Raw genomic sequence first — 21,073 nt, 5'->3', positions numbered from 1 at the left:
ATCATGGCGGATAAGTCCTGGTTGACTGAATTCCCGCAGATGGATCGCAGTGATCTCATTGCGATCCGGAAAACCCTTGATGGTGCCTATCGGGACTTTTCCCGGGAGTTTGGCGATACCATTGAAGCGTTTTTTGACCCCCTGCTGAGTTTTCTTATCTGGTTTGAACATCTTTTACTGCAGTCGCCCTGGTGGCTGGTACTGGGAGCCATTACCGGGCTTGTGTACTGGGCCAGCCGCTCCTGGAAGATGGGTATGACTGTTGTGCTGGTGATGCTGGCCATCGGTTACTTCGGCATGTGGGATAATACCATGCGCACCCTCAGTATGATTACGGTGTGCACGGTGATGGCGATTGTACTGGGTGTTCCTGTCGGAATTGCCATGGCACGCTCGGACCGTACCCAGAAGCTGGTAACACCTGCGCTGGATGTTATGCAGACTATGCCGGCCTTTGTATACCTGATTCCTGTGGTTATGCTGCTTGGTATCGGTAAAATTCCCGGACTGATTGCAGTGATTATTTACGCGATTCCCCCAGTAATTCGTCTCACTAATCTTGGCATTCGTCTGGTAGATAAAGAGGTGCTGGAAGCCGCCACCGCTTATGGTGCCAGTCCGACCCAGCGGCTGCTCGGTGTACAGATTCCCCTGGCCATGCCCACCATTATGGCCGGTATTAATCAGACTATAATGATGGCCCTGGCCATGGTAGTGATCGCCTCCATGATTGGCGTGAAAGGTCTTGGACAGCCTGTATTGAAATCCATTACCAATCAATATTTCACCCTTGGCCTGCTGAACGGACTGGCGATTGTTGCCTTGGCTATTATTTTTGATCGTGTATCCCAGGCATGGGCCAGGCGATCCCAAAAGTATTTAGGGAGTGCGGGACATGTCTGAGAAACAGGAACTGATCAGGATTGAAAGCCTGTATAAGGTTTTTGGCCAAAAGCCTGAAAAAATCATGCGCCATGTGCACAATGGTATGGGAAAAGATGAGCTGCTCGCTCAACATAACCACACCCTGGGTTTGAAGGATATTAATCTGACCATTAACAAAGGTGAGATTTTTGTCATTATGGGTCTGTCCGGTTCAGGAAAATCAACCCTTATTCGTCACTTCAACCGTCTTATCGATCCCACCGAAGGCAAAATTCTGGTGGATGGTGTTGATGTGATGGGCCTTGGAGAAAAAGAGCTGGAGCAGTTTCGTCGCCACAAAATGTCGATGGTGTTTCAGCGCTTTGGGCTGATGCCCCATCATACGGTGATTGATAACGTCAGCTATGGCCTGGCGATACAGGGGGTTAGTAAAAAAGAACGTCTGGCCAAAGCGGCACATTGGCTGGAAACGGTTGGCCTGAAAGGTTACGAACAGCAATATCCGGCGCAACTCTCTGGGGGGCAGCAGCAGCGTGTTGGCCTGGCCCGGGCGCTGTGTACTGATGCTGAAATCCTGCTGATGGATGAAGCTTTCTCGGCCCTGGACCCACTGATTCGCAGTGAAATGCAGGATCAGCTGATTGAGCTTCAGGACAAACTCCATAAAACTATTGTGTTTATTACCCACGATCTTGATGAAGCCTTGAGACTCGGGGACCGTATTGTCATCCTGAAAGATGGTGAGCTGGTTCAGGTCGGGAAACCGGAAGATATTCTTCTGCAGCCAGCTACCGAATATGTGGAAGCCTTTGTAAAAGATGTGAACCGGGCGCGGGCATTGACAGTGGAAACGGTTATGCAGCCTCCCGTAAATAGAATTACTGCCGAAACTATCTGTGGTGCGCTGGCACAAATGAAAAAGCTTCCGGAAAGTTACGGTTATTATGTTAACGACGATGGTTATCAGGGGGTGGTTCTCCAGGAAACTCTGGAGAAAGCCTACGAAGAAAATGCAGAAGCTGTTATGTGTGATGATGTCGTTGAGCCTCTGGAAGCCATTTCTCCTGATGCTGTACTTGAATCCGTGATACCGGAAACTCTGGAAACCGATTATCACCTGCCGGTGGTGGACGAAGACGGCGATCTTCAAGGGGAGCTCTCACGATCTTCATTGGTTGGTGTGCTGACCGAAACTGATTTGTCATCCAGAGCTGCCTGAGATTCCCTTTTGATGTCATGGAGGATAACACCCCCCGCCCCTTTATTAACTTAATAAAGGGGCGGTGCTCTGTAGGGGACAATTTCAGGTCAGCTGTAATAGAACAGAGTGAAAGGGTGTCCGCCAGCCGGTATAACCACCATCGACCAGCACAGAATTAACGTTCGACAATGAGAACATATTATTCTGAAAAGCCTTCAGATCATAAACGTACTTGCCAGTAATAGTCAGCGCCTGATAACCGTTATAACGTCAGAGTCCTCAGTAAACAGCCAGTAGTCTGGCACCATCTGGCAGGTTGCCTTTCTGTAGAACAAAGCTATTTTTCTGAAGGTGTTTTTCTTGATGTGTGCTCATTTGTCCTATGAAAAATAATATTTTTTGTGTTCTCATACTGTGCTTTTGCCAGAATACAGTTGCCACGGATATCCCGACAGAGGTAGCCAGGGATTACCGCCTGTGCATTCACAAGGGGTGGAGTTCCAGCTGTGGTACATTTCACGATTGGGACGGGCATTCCGATCTTGATAATGCTGGTGTTCTCTGGCAGCCCCGCCACAGTGTTGATAAGAACAACAGCTGTGAAAGCCTTAGTGCGAAAGACTTTGGTACCTTCAACCCGGACGCATACAGTGTTTCCGGCCTGGTTCTCCCGGATAAAAATCGCGCCTGTGTTTATGGCACGATAGAGTCCATTCCCCTTATCTGTCCCTATGCATTGCCCAACAAATACCGCCTTTGCGCCCACTTCAACTGGGATGACTGGTGTGGCAAAGTCTATGATTCCGACAATGCATACCCTTATAAGAGCTATGTCGGGCAAGATATTGAATACTATGGCGGTGGCAGCGGACTTCGCTGGTCACCTCCGGGTACGAATGGATCGTGTTATGATGCGGGTATATATGCTTATGATATTACCTACCCCAATAAATATTCCCACGTTCTGCAATTCACCAAACTGGTCTGCCCGTATGATGATAACGCTTGTATAAAGGACAAGAACAACTTTTATCAGCACTGTTGGCGCAGAGGGGTCGTCTGCTCGACTGTCGGTGACAATTACTGCACAGTAAATTGCTGCAATGGCTATGACCTCATAATGTATGGGCTCGGTAGATGTAAATAATCCGGCTCTTTCATAAAACGCAGAGCCACAAAGCCCAGAATGGCAGTACCGGCAATCACTATGAAAAATGTGGAGTAATCGACCAGCGGCAGCACTGCCAGAAGGCTGGGTATTTTCTGGCGGAGCATTTCCTGACAAAGCGTTTTTATAGTCATTTAGGTGTTACCTGTAACTGTGGGGATGTTACTCAAAGGTAACACCTGATCGTATATGTAACCTGAGATTTCCTGTGAGATATGTAGTGAAAATGCTGCAGCCCTTATATATAAAGGGATTCTTATAGTTGGCACGCAGGCTGCAATAATCTTTGTGCAAACAGGCAAAAGGTTCCGGAAGAGAACTTGCCAAGCGGCCAAAAATAAAAATAAGAAATATCCAAGAATAAGAAGCCGTAAAAACAAGACATCTAATAAGAAGAACAAAAAACAGAATAATAAAAATAAGGCAGCATCTCCGAGAATCCGAACCCCGCATATGCGGGGTTTTGTTTATGGAAGATTTTATCCGGCTCTTTTGTACAGAGCTTGAACGGTTATGGTGCTTCCCTGTTGAATCAGCAGGCCGAAGCAAGCCCGCTCGTAGCAGCTTTCAGATAGATGCAGCCAAGCCCTCAAGAACAGCAGAGGCGGGCCGATATATAACAGCCCTGATATTGATGGGAAACTGAGGCGGCATAGGACTGTCAGACTCTGTTCCCCCTGATGAAGTTAACAATAGGTTGAATATGTCTGTTTCCCCTGACAAAAAGAAAAAAACCAATCCGACTCCCAAGTGCTCCTTTCCGGTATTCAGTATCCTGCGCCGTAAACTGTCCGCTAAAAAGCAGCATTCCGGTTATCAAAGATAACCGGTCCTGTGTTTTTCCTTGAGAGCCGCACTGAATATAGCCTTACTTCTAAATGTACCTCTGCATAGAAATGCTGTTCTGTTCATCACATTTATCCCGCAAAAATCACAAGGGTGGACGATTGTGGAATTTTGCAATTGTGGAGAGAGTGCAGGTCGCTATGCTGAAGAAGAAAGGGAAAAATAAAATAATGGAAAAGTATCTTAAGGCATGTCCGTCCTGTGGTGGGCAGGCTGAAATCCTTCCGTTTGCTGTAAAGGATGATCAACTCTGGCAGGTGAACTGTACGAGTTGTGGGTTGGCGACCGAAATGAATGATGAACGCAGAATAAGCATTCAACACTGGAACAGACGAGACGGAGAGGAAAAGTTAAGAACCAGAATAACCGTGCTGGGCGTTATGCTTCCGGCCATTGTTATTTTGGCTTTTATGATGGGATTACTATTGGGTATTGGGGGGAAAATGTAAGGGGATTGCACTACCTTGAAGTCACTCTGTTGTGAGGGGCAATGGTTATGTTGCGTGGTGTTTTCAGTCCTGCTCCGTTATCTCTCCTGTTTATGAGATTCTCCTTCCGTTTTTATATCCTGCCATTTTGCACGTTTTTTATCGCTTTACTGGTTATCGGTATGGTTCCGGAAGCATGGGCCAATGCAGGTGGAGGCTGCTCTGATTTAAAGAAAGTGGTAGAAAGCAGCCATACAGATTTTAAAGGCCACCGAAACTCTCCTCAGCTCTTTAATAAAGTCACCACTTGGCAGACCACCCTGACCCTTGCCGGCCAGGAGTGTCAGATATGGCAGTGGGGGCGGACCAATTACAGCCTGATCTGTACCCGCAGCTTTCCTCTGAAAGAGGCCGGAATCAACTTTATGAGGGAAGTGACCAATCGGGTAAAAGGATGCTTTGAGAAAAAACTGGAGGTTGTCTATGAGGCAACTCCTGTACAGAACGGCACCCATACCCGGATTAAATATAAAGGGGATAAACGTCACCTTGATCTGTTCCTGGTAAAGAACAGTGGCCTGTTCCGTGATAGCTGGACATTCTATTTTATGGTGACAAGCGGTAACGGTTATCCACTGTCATCATTACAGGATGATTTGAAAGATAAGGAGTAAACTCTGGCCCGGTAATGCCCCTGGGCACTATCGGGCTGGGCACTATCGGGAAATAAAAAACAGGGGGTTAGAGAGGGAAAATCAAAGAGATTGCTCCAAAGCCTGAATCAGGTCTTTTGTCTGCTCCAGAGTGCCTATGGTGATTCTTAATCCTTTATTGCCCTGGGCATCATTTTTGGGGCGGATCAGGATATGGTTTTTTTTCAGCACTTCGGTCATCTTTTCCGGATTGTCAGGAAATATCCAGAGGAAATTCCCACTGCTTGGCCAGAAAGTGATGTCGTTATACTGCAGCCATTTCTCCAACAGCGGTTTGGATTGTTCCATAACTTCTTTTACGTAGTTATGGGTGTATTCTGGATGATCCAGCGCGGTGCTCGCAGCCACCAGTGCCAGCTGGTTAACATCGTAAGGCCCCCTTACATTCAGCAGGGCGTTAATGTTGTCTGCCGTGGAAAGCACATAGCCAAACCGGATAGACGGCAATCCCCAGGTTTTTGAGAAGGTGCGGGTGATAACAATGTTGGGATATTGTTTCAGTACATCGGCAACGGTTGCCCGGGTGTATTCGAAGTAGCACTCATCAACAAGAATTGTGCATTTTGGAGCCGCTTCCGCAATTTTCAGAATATCGTCCCTGGATACCTCTGTGCCGCTGGGATTATTGGGGTTTGCGATTACAATAATCCGGGTATTCTCCGTAATCGCTGCAATTATTCCCTCGGTAGGAAATCCGCCTCCCCGGGAATATTGAGGCTCAATAATATTCAGGTTTTCAATCTTCGCGCACTGGTGATACATGGCAAATGTCGGGCCAGGGATAATCGCTTCGTCTCCCGCGTTACAGGATGCACGGATAATCAGGTCTATTCCCTGGTCTGAGCCGTTGGTGATCATCACCTGATTTTCCTCAACGGAACAGTAATCAGCCAGCTTTGCGGTGATATTCCCGTAACTTGGATAGGTTTGCAGACGTCCGCTGTGGATGTAATTGGTCAGGGCGTCAATAACTGGCTTGCTGACCGGCAGGGTCCGCTCATTAAAATCCAGAAGCAGATGATGCACGGGGCTGCGACCTTCCAAAGGTGGCTTATAGGCGCCCATCTGGCGGATATGTGCCTTGAAAATGCTCATGCCATTGTCCGTTTTTATGTTGGGAAGGTCCGTATACAGGCCTGGCTCATACAACCTGAGTCAGACCCGGGTAGTATGCACCAGAGAGGAGTCTTTTCACTATATCTGGAAGAATATTCATTGGTCCCAATGGGATAGTTCCGGGAATTCTACCGGGCACCTGTGGGATTTGGAGGTCTGCGCCTGGCCGGATTCCCCGCTTCATCACCACTTAACTCGGAATCTGAAGAGTTGGGAGCTAAAGGAACGGGCGCTGTTCTATGGGCCTCTTCCTCAGCCCGGCGGACATGCTCTGCGTGTCTGCGAAGATCATCTGGTGATACATTGACCCGAAGTTCTGTGCTGGGGTTCTTCAGAGTTGTCTTAGCGGGCTGTATTTTAACCTTTCTTTTCTTGCCTTTTTTCGGAGCTGGCTCTGGGGACGGTTGCTGGCGGACCAGGTTAGGATCTGGTTCTCCCCGGGAGAAGGAAAAGATTATCCCGTTATCATTCAGTGTTCTGCTGAATGCACTGGTCATAATCTCATTAAAGTAAGGTGATGGTTCGGGTGGCCAGGGGAAGAACTGGCCTTTGTCGTACATCATAGCCTTGCCTGCTTCCAGTAACTCTGAACGGCGCTGTTTATAGAGGTCGTATAGTTGTTTGAGGGGAGCGTCCTGTTTAAGCCTCTTTCTGAGGTTCCTGCACGAAGACTCCAGGAAATCTTTGTACTGGGGGCGATGATCCGGTCCGATGTCATCATTGGCCGGATAGAACTGCACAATTTTGTTTGTTCCCGGAAGCTGGATTTTTATCTTGCAGGGAAGTTCCAGTTTTATATCCGGGTTATCAATAATTTTCTGGATAATGGCTAACTGATCCCTGAGCCAGAGTTGGGAGACCACATCAGTAAGTTCATTCTTGGCTTCGTCATAGGCGGCTTCTAACGGTGGTTTGGCGGCAGGAGTCGCTGTTCTCTGGTTAACGGGCTGGCCAGAGGGTTGTTGCCCCTCTGGATTCTGGACACCAGATTGAACACTTGGTCCATGGTTCGGGTTGGCCGGAGTGACTCTGCGCTTGCCACCGGTATGTCCTGGAGGCTGGGGCGCGGGGGGCGCAGGGGGGGGGGCTGAAGGGCCAACAGGACCATTTGGCGGGTTTGGTGAACTCATGGGGCCTCCTGGTGCTCAAAGTCACTGATGTAATAACTGTCTATATCTGCTGCAAGGTGCATAATCACGCTCTTTTCAGCGACTTCTCCCTTATGGATTGTTCGTAGTTTGAGAACAGGTTTTCGTCCCTGCAATGCGATGTAGCTGAGAATCCGGGTATCGGGGTCGGGAGTTATGGCCATAATCGGATCTGTCAGATTTCTCCCCTGAATAAGGTGTACAGGAGAGCCGTTGAGGGATTCCGCATAAATACCGTCAGCCCGGAAGCTCAGGGGAATTAAAGGTCTTCCGGTCTGGTGTAGAGGGATATCTGCCTCCTCAGGCAGGGGAAGGTCACTGGTGACCTGACTTGGGGTGATAACGGCAATCCTGCGCTCACCTTTCAAGGTGTAATACACAAGGGTGGCCTTCAGGCCGTCGTCAGAAGAAAAATAGTTTCCGGGAAGGTGGGAACAGCCATTACCCAAAATCACAACTGTGATGCAGACACAGAGGGTTCTGACGATTGAAGATGGAGTGATTGGAAGCATGGGGCCGGGACCTGCCATTGATCTTTTAGGATCATCGGCAGATCCCGGGGAATACTTATTGTCCGGCTTTGGTAGCTTTCAGGCAGTCACTGATTTCAGTGGTCAGCTGCTCAATAAGAGTTAGATAGCCACCAGCGTTGACTTCAATATCACTGCCAAGGGGGTCAAGCACGCCAATGCGAACCGGCAACCCCCTGGTCATGGTTTTCAGGTAAGCGGGCCGGAACTGGGGCTCCCGAAAAATGCAGGTATTACCGGCTTCGGTCAGTCGCTTTCTCAGTTCGACCATATGTCTGGCCCCGGGCTGTTGCTCCGGGTTCAGAGTGAAAACGCCGCCAATTTTGAGGCCGTAGTGCCGGGTGAAGTAGCCCCAGGCATCATGGAATACAAAAAACTCTTTATTTTGCACAGAGGCCAGCTTCTTCTGGTTGCTCTGGTCGGTTTTCTTCAAGGCATCCTGGAACTTTCGGTAATTAGCTTTGTAGATGTTGGTATTGGGCGCATCCGCTTTGATTAACGCTTCCTTCATTGCCTTAGCCATCACCAGGGCGTTGTCTGGGCTGAGCCAGATATGTGGATCGTGGCTGCCATGGCTGTGGTCATCGTGACCGTGGGAATCATGGCTGTCGTATTCGTCGTCAGTCCCTTTCTCTGCGGTTGAGAATGGCTCCACCTGTACTCCCGGGTAATCCATTAAGGCAATTACCCGTTTGTCTGAGCTGTGTGTAGCGAGGGGCTTTTCAAGAAATCTTTCCAGATCTGCACCTACCCAGAACACCAGACTGGCAGAGGAGATACGTTTGATATCTGAAGGACGAAGGCTGTAATCATGGGGAGAAACGCCCGGTTCCAGTAACAGTTCAGGAGTGGTCACCCCTTCAGTAATCGCGGCGGCAATCAACTGCAAGGGTTTGATACTGGTCATTACCCTGGGCGCTGTATTCTGGCTGGCCTGAGCTGTGGATGACAGGGCTGCTATCAGCATGAAAACAAGGGGTTGGATATGTTTTCCAAAACGCTGGTGGGAGAGGAACTGCATTGGGATTCTGCTCTGGATTACTTGAAATGTTATATTATTACTTTTTTAGGAGGCTGCAAATTAGCTTTTGTAATGACTGGTCGATAACCAGCCCATGATTATAATTTCCCTGTCGTTTCTTCTGGTAATAACCATTGTTGTTTACGCGGTATTTAATGGTATTGGCCCGGTTCCTTCGTCCCGTAAAGTGTTGGATGAGGTCATAAAGGTTTTGCCCGACCAGGTATCGGGACAAATTGTAGAGGCTGGGGCTGGGTGGGGAGGTGTTTCCGTTTATCTGGCCCGGCGTTACCCTGAGAATAAAGTGATTGCCATAGAAAACAATCTTCTGGTCTGGCTGTTTTGCTGGATACGAGCGAAGTTATCAGGGCTGGATAATCTGGAAGTGTGTAAAGGATGTATTTATAAGGAAAGCTATTCTCTGGCAGGTCTTGTGTACTGTTACCTGTTTCCCGGCGGGATGAAGAAATTATTACCCCGGCTGCAAAATACGCTTCCGGGGTGTGTTCTGATCAGTAATACTTTTGCTGCTCCCGGGTTGTTACCTGAAAACTGTCGTCAGGCGAAAGATATGTGGAGCAGCCCTGTGTACCGTTACAGTTTGTCCCAGTAGCTGTCTTCGGACATCTCCTTCAGACGTTTTTTTTCATTTCTGTCTTCTATGGCTCTGCGAATGTAAAGCTGGCGCTGTGATGCTTTTTCAGGCATCTGGGCAGAAATTTCTCCGGGAGTCAGATCATATTTATCGCTGATTTGTGAAGTTGCGAAAGTGGTCATAGTTGATTCCCTGTTATTGCTGTTTCCTGGTAGGGCCAGAGCTACTGGTTCTGGCGTCCTTTCCGTAACTGCGTACATCCATGAAGGTACATTAGCACCTGATTGTTACGACTGACTGACTCTCAGGGTGCGAAGATTCTGTTTTACATTTTCTAATTGTTCTGCAAGTTCTGGGCCACGTGTGCGGGCCACGCCCATCGCGAGAATATCAATGACCGTAAGATGCACAATTCGCGAGGTTAATGGCGTATATATGTCTGTATCCTCTGGAACATCTACGGCAATTGTCAGTTCGGTATGGCCGGCAAGAGGGCTGTCTCCGGGGCACAAGGATATTACCTGAGCACCCTGTTTACGGGCGAGTGTTACCATGTGTAACAGTTCACGGGTGCGACCAGTTTGGGAAATGGCGACAACCGCATCCTGTGGTCCGAGGGTGGCCGCGGAGATGGACTGCATATGGGGATCGGAGTAGGCCGAGGCGTTTACCTGCAGGCGAAAGAATTTATGCTGGGCGTCATTGGCCACATTGCCGGAAGCGCCGAAGCCATAAAATTCTATGCGCCGGGCCTTGCTGAGAATGCTGATGGTTTTTTCGAGGGTTTCTGTGCAAATGCGGTTACGGACATCCAGCAGGCTGTGGACGGTCGCGTCAAAAACCTTACGGGTAAGGTTGTTAGTATCGTCATCTTCGGCAATAACAAACCGTGAGAATTCATTGCCGGAGGCCAGGGACTGGGCGAGGCGAAGTTTGAAATCCTGAAAGCCTGAACATTCCAGCGCACGACAGAAGCGGACAATAGTCGGCTCACTCACATCACACTGGGCGGCGAGCTCAGCGATACTGGTGCGCACTACCTGGGCCGGATTCTTTTCAATATGATCCGCGACCTTTTGTTCAGAGCGTGTCAGGCGGCTGCGTTTATCTTCTATTTGTTTAAGCAGGTTTGTTGTTGGCATTGCCCTGCAATTACCATGTGTCGTAGGCCGTAAAACTGGTCGCAATTTATACATAAAAATTCAGTTTACCACTATACCTTTACAGGCCTCCTGGGTGAAATCAATGACCTTTGTCTGGCAGTTGTTCAAAGACGATCATGCAACCATACATGAAACCAAAATCCGGAGGGCAGATTTTTAGTTTTGTTCATATCAGGCCTTTTAAAGAGTTAGGTTCTCAGGCAGATACAGCAATTCGTTGGCTCAGAAACTTACTGAATTCGGTAGCTGATAATGGCTTGCTTATAAAATATCCCTGTACTTCGTCACAGCGGTTTTCCTGCAGGAAGTGAATATGGGAACGTCTTTCGACACCTTCCGCAACAACTTTTAAATCAAGGCTGTGGGCCATGGCAATAATGGCTCGAGTGATTGCTGAGTCATTGTTGTTGGTATCGATCTGGGAAATGAACGAACGGTCAATTTTCAGAGTATCAACAGGCAGACGCTTCAGGTAGCTCAGTGACGAATACCCGGTGCCAAAGTCATCAATAGTAATAGTAATGCCCTGGTCGCGAATAAGGGTCAGCGTATATATGGTCTCTTCAATATCTTCCATCAACAGGCTTTCAGTAATTTCCAGTTCCAGCAGGTGGGTGGGCAGGCTCGCCTCTGAAAGCAGTTCATAAACCTTTTCGGCCAGGTTGCCATGACGTAGCTGACCAACGGAAATATTTACAGAGACTCGTATTTCCCAACCTTTATCCAGCCAGATTTTGGCCTGATGGCAAGATTGTTTCAGGACAAGGTTACCAATCTCATTAATCAGACCTGTTTCTTCCGCTAGAGCAATAAATTTATCGGGGAGAATCAAACCTTTCTCTGGATGTCTCCAGCGTACCAGTGCTTCCGCTGTGGTTATTGAACCTTCTGCCAGATCCATCTTGGGCTGGTAGAACACTTCCAGTTCATCATGCGCAATAGCCCTGCGCAGATCTGACTCCAATGTTAGGCGTTCGTGTGAGGTTGAGCGCATGGTGTCGTTATAAAACTGAACAGTATTTCCACCCAGGTATTTGGAATGGTTCATGGCGGTATCAGCCTGAGATATCAAGGTCTGCATCTCACGGCCATTGCTGGGATAGTGGCTGATACCAAGGCTGGCACCAATCAGTAGCTCGTGTGAATTAATGTCGTAGGGGGTGGACAGGGTTTTGATAATTTCCGATGACAGTTCCTGAAGGATTTCCTCGTCCGTCCAAGTGTCGATAATTATCGCGAATTCATCACTGGCGAGACGTGATGTGGTATGGGCCTTGGCTGTATGGCGCAGCAGCCTTTGTGAAACCTGCCGCAGAAGTTCATCACCGGTGCTATGGCCGAGGGTGTCATTGATCTGTTTGAATCTGTCCAAGTCAATCATAATCAGGGCCAGTTCAGAATTCTCTTTGGCCGCAATTTCCAGGGCTTCATGCAATCGGGACTGAAACAGCGTGCGATTGGCAAGGCCGGTGAGGGGATCATAGTTTGAGAGATAGCTCAGGCGCTTTTCGGTTTCCTTATGCTGAGTCAGATCACGGAAAAGGCCAACATAATGAATGAGTTGTCCGGTACTGTCGCGGACTTCATTAATCTGAATCCAGACAGGGTAGGTTTCACCGTTTTTCCTCTTCACCATAACTTCCATCTGCAGAGTACCCTTTCTCGACAGGTTTTCCAGGAAGTCTTTGTAATAATCCTGTATTTCTATTGATGGGCTGAGATCGAGAGTGGTTTTACCGATAACATCGTCATCGGAATATCCGGTGATGTTTTTAAAAGACTGGTTAACCGTAAGAAACTGGAATTTTGGGTTCAGAATGAAAATGGCATCGCTGGCTTTGTCAAACACCGTCATGGCCAGCTGGGTTTCCTGTTGGTGCTGCATCTCCAGGCTGATGTCCCTGCGAGTGCCCAGCATTCTGGCAGCACGGCCTTCGCTGTTCCATTTTACTACCTGTCCTTTGTCTTCTACCCAGACCCAGTTGCCCAGAGCATGGCGAATCCGGTAACGGGTAAGATAGAACTCCTTTTTGCCATGGAAGTGGTCAATGATAGCCTGACGGACATAGCCGGCATCTTCCGGATGTATCAAATGTTCAAGTTGGCCTTTAAAGCCATCCAGCTGCTGAATATCGTATCCAAAAAGCTCCTGGAACCGGCTGTGGTAAATTTCATCGGAAGAGAGGTTCCAGTCCCAGAGTCCGAGTCGGCTGGCTTCCAGGGACTGGCTCAGGCGCTCTTCACTTTCCCGCAATGCCCTGCTGGTTTCTTCCCGCTGGACAATTTCGTTACTGAGTCGTTCATTGGTTCGTTTCAGCTCATGGGTGCGGACAGTAACAATGCGTTCCAGATTCTGCCGGGTTTTTTCAAGCTCAAGTCTGGCGTCGTCTGTGCGGCGGTTTTCTGTGGTCAGTTTCTGGCTGAGGGCATGGTTAAGAAACCGGCGACTCAGGGCTTTTGAAGAAACCCTGTGGGCATAAAAAACTGGGTAAACCATAAACAGCAGTAAAACCGGCCCTGTCGTTGCCCAGATTTTTATGTCCTGCTGTGGATGATTCCAGAGCCACCATGACAGGCCACAGGTCAGGGGCAGGGTAAAGGTAAAAAATGCGGGAGTATAGCTAGCATAAAGGATAGCGCAGGAGAACATGGTAATGGATACCGCTGTCAGGATAACCATCAGGTCCAGCGATGTTTCCAGGGGAACCAGAAGAATGATGCCGGCAGTCAGGGCACAGCTTCCGGCAAGGTTTGCCAGGTTAAACAACAACAGCCAAAAGGTTTGTCGTTCAGGTAGCTCCAGATAGCTGAAGGCGAATGTCCGGCTGATAAGTGAGTGCATAGCCCCGAGGTAGATACAACCACCAAGAAGAAACAATGCTTGGGGAAAAATATCGGGATACCAGAGCAGAGTATAGGATGCGAATACGCAGAGGCTAATGATAATAAACAGGCGCAGGGAACCACGGTGCAGCAATTTGAGCTGTTCTGCCCTTAACCGGGTTGTCAGCCAACTGTTATCAAAATGGCCCGTATTCTGGTCATCGGGGAACGATGTAGAGAATTGCTGTGCTGCTTCAGTCATTCGTATCCGGAAAAGTGCACTGGGTATTTGTTATCACCATGGGCATCCATACCCTTCTTGCTGTTTTCGTGCATCCGTACACTTATTAAGCCGAAACCTGCAGGTAATGGCAAGTTGAAACCACAGTGGATGAACAGACAGTGCTGTTTTCGTTACACTTGGGGTTCTCTTTCGCTTTGAGTGAATAACCGGATCTATGGACGTCACTGCAATCCTTGACTCTCTGAACGATGCCCAGCGTGAAGCTGTCACCATGCCTCCCTGTTCCGGGCTGGTGCTGGCCGGTGCCGGCAGTGGTAAAACCAGAGTACTGGTGCACCGTGTTGCCTGGCTTGTGCAGACGGAAGGGTTTTCTCCCTGGTCAATCATGGCGGTGACCTTCACCAATAAGGCGGCTGCGGAGATGCGTGGCCGTATTGAGCAGATGCTGGATATGCCTGTGCGGGGTATGTGGGTTGGTACTTTCCACGGTTTGGCCCACAGACTGTTGCGGGCGCACTGGCAGGAAGCCGGCCTGCCGGAAAATTTCCAGATTCTGGATTCCGATGATCAGCTGCGCATCGTAAAACGCATTATGAAAGCCATGGGGCTGGATGATAAAAAGTGGCCGCCCCGCCAGGCCCAGTATTATATCAATGCCAAAAAGGATGAAGGACTTCGTCCCCATCACTACGAGCCTGGTTTTGATCTGTACGAAAAAACCATGCATGGCATTTATGTCGTCTATGAAGAACAGTGCAAACAATTAGGCGTTGTAGATTTCGCGGAACTGCTGATGCGTTCCAATGAACTTTGGCTCACTAATGCTTCTCTGCGAGACCATTACCGTGACCGTTTCCGCTATGTGCTGGTGGACGAGTTCCAGGATACCAACTCCGTTCAGTACGCCTGGTTAAGAAACCTGGTGGGCGACAGAGACAACCTGATGGTGGTGGGTGATGACGACCAGTCTATCTACGGCTGGCGTGGCGCGAAGATTGAGAATATCCAAAAGTTCTCCACAGACTTTCCTAATTCCAGAACCATCAAGCTGGAACAGAATTACCGTTCAACCGGCAATATTCTGAAAGCGGCCAACACGTTAATTGGTAATAACCCCGGTCGTCTGGGCAAAGAGCTCTGGACCGAGGGTGTGGAAGGGGAGCCTATTCGGGTTTACGCCGGATTTAATGAAGTGGATGAAGCCCGGTTTATCGGTGACCGCATTCAGGATGGTGTAGAAAAAGGTCTGGCCCGCAGTGATATTACCATTCTTTACCGCTCCAATGCCCAGTCCCGTGTTCTGGAAGAAGCCATGCTTCGTTCCGGAGTTCCTTACCGCATTTATGGTGGCCAGCGCTTCTTCGAGCGGGCGGAAATTAAAAACGCCATGGCGTACCTGCGTCTGGCCAGTAATGCCGATGATGATACGTCCCTTGAGCGGGTTATTAATATTCCTCCACGGGGTATTGGTGAGAAAACCGTTCAATCCATTCGGGATGTTGCCCGTGGCGGGAATGTATCCATGTGGCGGGCAGCCCGGCAGATGGTGACCCAGAATCTGTTTACCGCCAGAGCGTCTAATGCGGTAGCGTCTTTCCTTGAGCTGGTGGATGGTTTGTCATCTTCTGGTGCTGACCTTCCTCTCCATGAGTTTGCGGATCACTGTATTCAGGTCAGCGGCCTTGTAGAGTTGTATCAAAAAGAGAAAGGTGAGAAAGGCCGGGCGCGGGTAGAAAACCTGGAAGAACTGGTGTCCGCCTGCCGGGAGTTTGATCCGGAAGATATGTTTGCGGAAGAAGAGCAGGAAATGCTCTCCCCTCTGGATGCGTTCCTGGCCCATGCTGCCTTGGAAGCCGGTGATACCCAAGCCGATCAGTTTGCCGACAGTGTTCAGATGATGACTCTGCACTCGGCCAAAGGTCTGGAATTCCCTCTGGTCTTTCTGGCCGGTATGGAAGAAGGTCTGTTCCCCCATAAAATGTCTATGGAAGACCCGGATGGCCTGGAAGAAGAGCGTCGTCTTTGCTACGTAGGTATTACCCGGGCGAAAGAACAGCTGTATATGACTTATGCGGAAAATCGCCGTCTGCATGGGCAGGATACCATAAACCGTCCGTCCCGCTTCCTGCGGGAAGTGCCTCCAGAGCTGCTGGAGGAGGTGCGCCTGAATGCCAGTATCAGTCGCCCCGTGACAGCAACCTCCCGGGGAATGGCCAGCGCCGATGTTCCCGGAACGGATTTACACCTCGGACAGCGAGTATTCCATGAAATGTTTGGGGAAGGCGTTGTGCTGAACTTTGAAGGGCAAGGTGCCCAGGCCAGGGTTCAGATTAATTTTGATACGGAAGGCAGTAAATGGCTGATGGTGGCCTATGCCAGGCTGGAGGCTTGTTCATAAACATGCCTTCTTTTGAGCGGGGTATTTTTACTTACGTCTGAAATCCTTTTAGGGCTGAGAGTTTTCAGCCCTAAAAACTATCATCACCAATATCAATATCAGAGGTTGTTACCCCTGGGGGAAGATTCCCTGGATCGTACTCTGTGCCGGTCCAGCTGGTTACATTAACTACCATCTTCATGCACTCTGCTCTTACTTTATCTGCGGCTTCTTTTAGACTTTCTTGAGTCCATACGGTTTCTACACCTGGTGACTCAAGAACAGCAACGACTTGATTCACATGGGGTTTTTTACTGGCAATAAATTTAATAACTTTTGACAGTCTGGTTTCTCCGGTAACTGTGGCATATGACGATGATGACACCGTGTCAAATATAAGGGTTTCCCTTCTGTTGACTCCGTTAGCACGCTTCCCCCCCCAGGAAAAACTGGCTTGTTCCAGCTTTTCTTCAAATGTGCGTGTTAAACGTCCAACAACATCAACCCGTCTGTCATTAAATGGGCTGAGCTCACCTGGGAGTTTGCGGAGTGGGTAGAGGTCATAATCCAGACAGGGAATGGTACAGTCCCGATGAAAAGATCCATCCCCGGTCGCGGTGGCCCCACCAAGGCAGAGATCAAGAGAAAAGTCAGAAGGATGGCGCAGAATATCAATGGTAAGTGTACCTTTTATATCAAAAAACTTTTCCCTTGGTGCGCCTATGCAGTGCAAGTGAATAGTGTCGCCTCCGCCAACGAGATCCCATATTGCTAATTTGGCTCCGGATAATTTTCCGGATGTTAAAAGTTTAACGTTATTACTCATAATCACTATCACCGCCATAGTCACAGCCCTGTGAAGGATAGTCATAAATGGGGAAGTTATCTGCAGCGCAATCTGCAATGGGAAACAAGATGCTGCAGTAGAATTCGCATTAGCTGAGTGAAGCCGCTTTTTCCCGCTGTTAATTCAGCACTTCCAGAGTTTCAAATCCTCTTTGTTTGATTGAGAAGGCAAGAACATCTTGCTTATCACACTTTGCCGTCAGCAGGGCAATATGTTCTCTGGCATCAGGTATGGGTACAGATGGTTTGTTCAGTAAACTGATAACCCTGCGGGCTATAGCTTCTCCGGAGTCCACCCAGTTGATATCGGGAGCACTGATGCTAAGTTCTTCCCTCACCAAAGGAAAGTGTGTGCAACCCAGAACGACTTGGTCCGGCATAGCTGGAGCATTGAGGAAAGGTTCCAGAATGGTATCAAACTCATGCTGTTCAGGAGCAATCCCCATCAATTTGTTTTCTGCCAGATGCACCAGCCGGTTTGAAGCCACACGAATCACTTCACAATCACTGGCAAAACTTTCGATAAGCCTGTTCGTATAAGAACGTTTTACCGTTCCCGGAGTAGCCAGCAGGCCAATGCATTTTTTCTTTGATAATTGTGCTGCGGTTTTAATTGCTGGCACTACACCTACAACCGGAACCGGCAGTTCAGCCCTGATGGTTGAAAGAGCCGCGGTACTGGCGGTATTACAGGCCAGAATAATCAGGGATGGATGATAAAGTTTCTGCAAAATCCCCAGATAATGGCTGACCCGCTGAACAATATCATCTTCACTGCGAGGGCCGTAGGGAAAACCTGCGTTGTCGGCGCAATACACCACAGGCATCCAGGGCATAAGTCGATTGATCTCATCAAACACAGTCAGGCCGCCGGCCCCGGAATCCATAATGATTAAGGGATGAAAAGTTGAAGACACAGAAACATCAGTCCGGTTAAGTAAACTGCTCATTTTAGTGTTGATTCCCTGATCGCCAATCTGCTTATATACCCTGTGCCCTTTGGGGATAGTATCACCGTTCGTGTTTTTGAAAATGACAAGCCTGCCAGCAAGGGAGTTGTGGATGTTTACAACTCTGATGGCCGAAAGCCCGAAAGCCCGAAAGCCCGAAAGCCTGGAAGTCCAGGCAGGGAGAGTCCGCTTTCATTTTCCGTTTATTGGTGCCAGTGTAAAGCTGGAGGTGAAACACCTGATGGTGACACCGGCAGAGCCTGTCAACCAAGAGCAAGGAATATGAACGGTTAACTCTAAATGAACCGAGGTTGGGGTTGAGCTGTTTCTATCTGATTTTTATTGCATTTAAGGGTTTTCTCGGTTAATTCATTACTCTCGATAACTCTCCGGTTTTGTTTTCATGCCTTTGTTTTCTTTTGACCATGCTGTTCTGGATAGTTTTCCTGTACAAACCAGACCGCTCTTGGAAAGGATGCTGTTTACCCAGGGCGGAATGTTAACTGCCGATCAGGCTGTTGAACTTGCGGCACTTCTGAGTGCGTCTGCAGATGATCTTCCGGAAAAGCTTCTGTATATAGCGGCAGCCTGTGCAGTGCCAGCCGTTTCCGGCTTTTATGTGGGAGTTATTGTCCGTGGAGGCACAGGAGCCTTGTACCTTGGAGCAAACCTGGAATTCGGCGATAGTTTTCTGGGGCTGACCCTTCATGGCGAACAGGCTGCGATAAATAATGCCTGGTTGCATGGTGAAAAAAGCCTGATGAGCCTGGTGGTTAACGCCGCCCCCTGCGGGCATTGTCGGCAGTTTCTCCATGAGCTGGGTTGTTCAGAACATCTAGATATCACTGTGGCTGGTAAGAGTGGTTATGGTCATCATGCCCGATTAAAGGCTTATCTGCCTGAAGCCTTTGGTCCTGGCGATTTGGGGATAGAGGGAGGAATACTCTCCGCCAAGCCAGTGGATTTGCAGTATTCAACGGAAGATAGCGTTATTCTGCAGGCTCTTAACGCTGCCAGAGCCAGTTATGCTCCTTACACCCGTGGCTATGCAGGCGTTGCCCTGGAAACACTCGATGGCCAGATCGTGTGTGGACGTTATGTAGAAAATGCCGCCTATAATCCCAGCCTTCAACCATTTACCTCCGCATGGTCACAGCTTCGCTTTATGAATCTGGGAAAGGAGATTAAGTTGAAAAGGGTTGTTCTGGTCGAGGCAGAGTCTCTGGTCAATCATGCCAGTCACCTTTCCTCACTGGATTCCCTGCTGGAAGGTGTAAAGGTAGAGACTTATAAGGCGAACTTGAGCTGACTGTTCGACTGATGCAAAGTTAGCCCACAACTCGCATGGAGAAGGGGAACGCTGTGGGGCATGAAAACGGGCAGTACGATGTTCTGATTGCTGGAGCCGGAATGGTCGGGGCCGCGCTGGGCTGTGCTCTCGGACAGGCCGGGATAAAGGTTGCGTTGATTGACCCGGTTCAGCCTGTTCCTTTTCAGGCAGACAGTGCTCCGGATATTCGTGTATCAGCCTTAAGTCCTGCCAGTGAGCAGTTATTAGATCGCCTTGGCGCATGGACGCATATAAAAGGCATGCGTCTGTGTCACTATCGCAGAATGGCTGTATGGGAAAAACTGGAAGACCCTCTCTCCCGTCAGCAGATTTCATCTCGCTTTAATCAGACCCTTTTTGATGCCAGAGAGATTAATGCCGAACAGCTGGGCAATATTGTTGAAAACCGGGTAACCCAGCTGGCACTCCATAACGTGCTGGAAACAATCGGTAATGTAACTCTTATCTCTCCAGCCCAGCCTGTCTCCCTCGAAACAAAGAATGGTTGTCCGGTTCTGGAGCTGGATAACGGCACAACCCTGACCGGGCAATTATTAATTGGCGCAGACGGGGCTAACTCTTTTGTTCGGAAAAGCGCAGGCATAGGATTATCCAGCATTGATTACGAACAGCGGGCGTTGGTGGCAACTATCGAAATCCCCGATGGACCGTTAGACATCACCTGGCAGGCTTTTACTCCTGTCGGACCCTTGGCCCTGCTGCCACTGGCTTCCTGTGGTGGAAAGCATTATGCGTCCATAGTCTGGTATAACCTGCCGGAGGGGGTATCGCAGTTAATGTCTCTGCCTGAAGAAGATTTTCTTCAGGAAGTCAGAAACAACTTTCCGGAAGAATTGCCGGACATCCTTAACCTCGTAGAAAGAACTTGGTTCCCGTTAACACGCAGACATGCTTCTACATATCTGAAACAGGGGGTCGTACTGGTAGGAGATGCCGCCCATACTATCAACCCGCTGGCAGGGCAGGGTGTCAATTTGGGTTTTCAGGATGTGGAGTATCTGGCAGGCATTATAACTGATGCATGGAATTCCGGTCACAGAATAGGTGATAAATCTGTACTGGCAGCCTATGAAAAAGAGCGTCGACCTGAAAACCAGAGAATGCAGAGGGTGATGGATGTGTTCTATTATCTGTTCAGCAATAATCATCTGCCATTAAAACTGGTGCGTAATATTGGTCTTACCCTGGCAGGCAACTTTTTCTATGGTCGTAAGAAGGTTATGCGTTATGCCATGGGTTTGGAAAAGCCAGGCTTCTGAATCAACACGCATTGTTAATGTCCGTCATTTGTTTGTGAACAGGTGGTTATTCAGAATTATTACGTCGAGCGGGAATAGCTCATCTGGTAGAGCATCAGCTTCCCAAGCTGAGGGTGGCGGGTTCGAGTCCCGTTTCCCGCTCCATAATTAACACGTATCAGGCCGCCCGTATCTGTACAAATACTTATAAGGGTCTTCTTGACCCCAAAAAACATATCTCTATAATGCCGCCTCGCTGTCTCAGGCAAACGCGCCGATACGCTTTCTTCTCTTTGCAGAGAATCAAGCATTGACAGCAAAGCGGAACGCTGTAGAATGCGCTCCTCGTTGTCACCGGCCAAGGCCAACGGCAACACTGTTGAGATACTCTTCGTTGAAGGCTAACCGATTGATTTTCAAGAAGTTAACA

The 21,073-nt window shown here is 48.9% G+C and carries 19 protein-coding genes and 1 tRNA gene; 10 read left to right on the top strand and 10 right to left on the bottom strand.

Annotated elements, in window-relative coordinates; genetic code table 11:
* The first annotated feature begins 3 nt into the window (after positions 1-3).
* Together ACY2RQ_RS02090 and ACY2RQ_RS02085 are read left to right on the top strand one after the other, a co-directional pair.
* Positions 4-903: an ABC transporter permease gene (locus tag ACY2RQ_RS02090; protein WP_490111294.1), complete on the top strand. Its 900-nt coding sequence runs from the start codon at positions 4-6 to the stop codon at positions 901-903.
* Positions 896-2,104 (top strand): quaternary amine ABC transporter ATP-binding protein, encoded by a 1,209-nt coding sequence (locus tag ACY2RQ_RS02085; RefSeq protein ID WP_490111293.1) that lies wholly within the window; start codon positions 896-898, stop codon positions 2,102-2,104. The genes ACY2RQ_RS02090 and ACY2RQ_RS02085 overlap by 8 nt, the downstream gene beginning before the upstream one ends.
* Before the next feature lie 1,089 nt (positions 2,105-3,193).
* Here the strand turns inward: ACY2RQ_RS02085 and ACY2RQ_RS02080 are convergent.
* Entirely contained in the window at positions 3,194-3,388 is a 195-nt protein-coding gene (locus ACY2RQ_RS02080; RefSeq protein ID WP_490111292.1) for a hypothetical protein, read from the bottom strand.
* A gap of 813 nt (positions 3,389-4,201) precedes the next feature.
* Between ACY2RQ_RS02080 and ACY2RQ_RS02075 the strand changes: the two genes are divergently transcribed.
* Both ACY2RQ_RS02075 and ACY2RQ_RS02070 read left to right on the top strand, forming a co-directional pair.
* Positions 4,202-4,549 (top strand): Lar family restriction alleviation protein, encoded by a 348-nt coding sequence (locus ACY2RQ_RS02075; RefSeq protein ID WP_490111291.1) that lies wholly within the window; start codon positions 4,202-4,204, stop codon positions 4,547-4,549.
* Positions 4,550-4,596: 47 nt separating this feature from the next.
* On the top strand, positions 4,597-5,202 hold the full coding sequence (locus ACY2RQ_RS02070) for a hypothetical protein (protein ID WP_490111290.1): 606 nt from the start codon (positions 4,597-4,599) through the stop codon (positions 5,200-5,202).
* 81 nt (positions 5,203-5,283) lie between these two features.
* Here the strand turns inward: ACY2RQ_RS02070 and ACY2RQ_RS02065 are convergent, their stop codons facing one another.
* From ACY2RQ_RS02065 to znuA, 4 genes are all read right to left on the bottom strand, one after another.
* Complete coding sequence (locus tag ACY2RQ_RS02065; RefSeq protein WP_490111289.1) at positions 5,284-6,336, bottom strand: pyridoxal phosphate-dependent aminotransferase; 1,053 nt, start codon at positions 6,334-6,336, stop codon at positions 5,284-5,286.
* Between the two features lie 149 nt (positions 6,337-6,485).
* Entirely contained in the window at positions 6,486-7,487 is a 1,002-nt protein-coding gene (locus ACY2RQ_RS02060) for a hypothetical protein (protein ID WP_490111288.1), read from the bottom strand.
* Positions 7,484-8,017, bottom strand: coding sequence for a hypothetical protein (locus ACY2RQ_RS02055; RefSeq protein ID WP_490111287.1), 534 nt, complete (start codon positions 8,015-8,017; stop codon positions 7,484-7,486). The genes ACY2RQ_RS02060 and ACY2RQ_RS02055 overlap by 4 nt, the downstream gene beginning before the upstream one ends.
* 55 nt (positions 8,018-8,072) lie before the next feature.
* Positions 8,073-9,056: a zinc ABC transporter substrate-binding protein ZnuA gene (gene znuA, locus ACY2RQ_RS02050; protein ID WP_490111286.1), complete on the bottom strand. Its 984-nt coding sequence runs from the start codon at positions 9,054-9,056 to the stop codon at positions 8,073-8,075.
* Positions 9,057-9,150: 94 nt separating this feature from the next.
* On the opposite strand from znuA, the gene ACY2RQ_RS02045 reads away from it, so the two are divergent.
* Positions 9,151-9,669 carry a hypothetical protein gene (locus ACY2RQ_RS02045; protein ID WP_490111285.1) on the top strand — a complete coding sequence of 173 codons (519 nt, stop codon included), beginning with the start codon at positions 9,151-9,153 and terminating at the stop codon, positions 9,667-9,669.
* Here the strand turns inward: ACY2RQ_RS02045 and ACY2RQ_RS02040 are convergent.
* From ACY2RQ_RS02040 to ACY2RQ_RS02030, 3 genes are all read right to left on the bottom strand, one after another.
* A complete protein-coding gene (locus tag ACY2RQ_RS02040; RefSeq protein ID WP_490111284.1) occupies positions 9,651-9,833 on the bottom strand; it encodes a PA3496 family putative envelope integrity protein in 183 nt (60 codons plus the stop codon). The genes ACY2RQ_RS02045 and ACY2RQ_RS02040 overlap by 19 nt on opposite strands.
* A 105-nt stretch (positions 9,834-9,938) precedes the next feature.
* Positions 9,939-10,793 carry a transcriptional regulator HexR gene (gene hexR / locus ACY2RQ_RS02035; protein WP_490111283.1) on the bottom strand — a complete coding sequence of 285 codons (855 nt, stop codon included), beginning with the start codon at positions 10,791-10,793 and terminating at the stop codon, positions 9,939-9,941.
* 217 nt (positions 10,794-11,010) lie between these two features.
* Entirely contained in the window at positions 11,011-13,899 is a 2,889-nt protein-coding gene (locus ACY2RQ_RS02030) for a putative bifunctional diguanylate cyclase/phosphodiesterase (RefSeq protein ID WP_490111282.1), read from the bottom strand.
* 196 nt (positions 13,900-14,095) lie between these two features.
* On the opposite strand from ACY2RQ_RS02030, the gene uvrD reads away from it, so the two are divergent.
* Positions 14,096-16,279: a DNA helicase II gene (gene uvrD / locus ACY2RQ_RS02025; protein WP_490111281.1), complete on the top strand. Its 2,184-nt coding sequence runs from the start codon at positions 14,096-14,098 to the stop codon at positions 16,277-16,279.
* Positions 16,280-16,349: 70 nt separating this feature from the next.
* Here uvrD and ACY2RQ_RS02020 read toward each other — a convergent pair whose 3' ends face one another.
* Both ACY2RQ_RS02020 and murI read right to left on the bottom strand, forming a co-directional pair.
* On the bottom strand, positions 16,350-17,129 hold the full coding sequence (locus tag ACY2RQ_RS02020) for a hypothetical protein (RefSeq protein ID WP_490111280.1): 780 nt from the start codon (positions 17,127-17,129) through the stop codon (positions 16,350-16,352).
* 94 nt (positions 17,130-17,223) lie between these two features.
* Complete coding sequence (gene murI, locus ACY2RQ_RS02015) at positions 17,224-18,054, bottom strand: glutamate racemase (protein ID WP_490111279.1); 831 nt, start codon at positions 18,052-18,054, stop codon at positions 17,224-17,226.
* 112 nt (positions 18,055-18,166) lie between these two features.
* On the opposite strand from murI, the gene ACY2RQ_RS02010 reads away from it, so the two are divergent.
* The 4 genes from ACY2RQ_RS02010 (at position 18,167) to ACY2RQ_RS01995 (ending at position 20,808) form a co-directional block, all read left to right on the top strand.
* Complete coding sequence (locus ACY2RQ_RS02010; protein WP_490111278.1) at positions 18,167-18,340, top strand: hypothetical protein; 174 nt, start codon at positions 18,167-18,169, stop codon at positions 18,338-18,340.
* A 117-nt stretch (positions 18,341-18,457) separates the two neighbouring features.
* Positions 18,458-19,363, top strand: coding sequence for a cytidine deaminase (cdd, locus tag ACY2RQ_RS02005; protein ID WP_490111277.1), 906 nt, complete (start codon positions 18,458-18,460; stop codon positions 19,361-19,363).
* Between the two features lie 53 nt (positions 19,364-19,416).
* The gene (locus ACY2RQ_RS02000) at positions 19,417-20,664 is read left to right on the top strand and encodes a UbiH/UbiF/VisC/COQ6 family ubiquinone biosynthesis hydroxylase (protein WP_490111276.1); all 1,248 of its coding nucleotides are present in this window, start codon (positions 19,417-19,419) and stop codon (positions 20,662-20,664) included.
* 68 nt (positions 20,665-20,732) lie between these two features.
* Positions 20,733-20,808, top strand: a tRNA-Gly gene (locus ACY2RQ_RS01995).
* Positions 20,809-21,073 lie beyond the last annotated feature (265 nt).

Source organism: Parendozoicomonas sp. 209JJ7-1, assembly GCF_058147085.1.
The sequence above is the reverse complement of the archived record's forward strand: the minus strand, read 5'-3'. Positions and strand labels throughout refer to the sequence as shown.

Bases quoted from the DNA above. Each gene is read 5' to 3' on its own strand.
- ACY2RQ_RS02090 (WP_490111294.1), top strand. From the start codon at position 4: ATGGCGGATAAGTCCTGGTTGACTGAATTCCCGCAGATGGATCGCAGT.
- ACY2RQ_RS02085 (WP_490111293.1), top strand. From the start codon at position 896: ATGTCTGAGAAACAGGAACTGATCAGGATTGAAAGCCTGTATAAGGTT.
- ACY2RQ_RS02080 (WP_490111292.1), bottom strand. From the start codon at position 3,388: ATGACTATAAAAACGCTTTGTCAGGAAATGCTCCGCCAGAAAATACCC.
- ACY2RQ_RS02070 (WP_490111290.1), top strand. From the start codon at position 4,597: ATGTTGCGTGGTGTTTTCAGTCCTGCTCCGTTATCTCTCCTGTTTATG.
- ACY2RQ_RS02065 (WP_490111289.1), bottom strand. From the start codon at position 6,336: ATGAGCATTTTCAAGGCACATATCCGCCAGATGGGCGCCTATAAGCCA.
- ACY2RQ_RS02060 (WP_490111288.1), bottom strand. From the start codon at position 7,487: ATGAGTTCACCAAACCCGCCAAATGGTCCTGTTGGCCCTTCAGCCCCC.
- ACY2RQ_RS02055 (WP_490111287.1), bottom strand. From the start codon at position 8,017: ATGCTTCCAATCACTCCATCTTCAATCGTCAGAACCCTCTGTGTCTGC.
- znuA (WP_490111286.1), bottom strand. From the start codon at position 9,056: ATGCAGTTCCTCTCCCACCAGCGTTTTGGAAAACATATCCAACCCCTT.
- ACY2RQ_RS02045 (WP_490111285.1), top strand. From the start codon at position 9,151: ATGATTATAATTTCCCTGTCGTTTCTTCTGGTAATAACCATTGTTGTT.
- ACY2RQ_RS02040 (WP_490111284.1), bottom strand. From the start codon at position 9,833: ATGACCACTTTCGCAACTTCACAAATCAGCGATAAATATGATCTGACT.
- hexR (WP_490111283.1), bottom strand. From the start codon at position 10,793: ATGCCAACAACAAACCTGCTTAAACAAATAGAAGATAAACGCAGCCGC.
- ACY2RQ_RS02030 (WP_490111282.1), bottom strand. From the start codon at position 13,899: ATGACTGAAGCAGCACAGCAATTCTCTACATCGTTCCCCGATGACCAG.
- uvrD (WP_490111281.1), top strand. From the start codon at position 14,096: ATGGACGTCACTGCAATCCTTGACTCTCTGAACGATGCCCAGCGTGAA.
- ACY2RQ_RS02020 (WP_490111280.1), bottom strand. From the start codon at position 17,129: ATGACTATCCTTCACAGGGCTGTGACTATGGCGGTGATAGTGATTATG.
- murI (WP_490111279.1), bottom strand. From the start codon at position 18,054: ATGAGCAGTTTACTTAACCGGACTGATGTTTCTGTGTCTTCAACTTTT.
- ACY2RQ_RS02010 (WP_490111278.1), top strand. From the start codon at position 18,167: ATGTTTACAACTCTGATGGCCGAAAGCCCGAAAGCCCGAAAGCCCGAA.
- cdd (WP_490111277.1), top strand. From the start codon at position 18,458: ATGCCTTTGTTTTCTTTTGACCATGCTGTTCTGGATAGTTTTCCTGTA.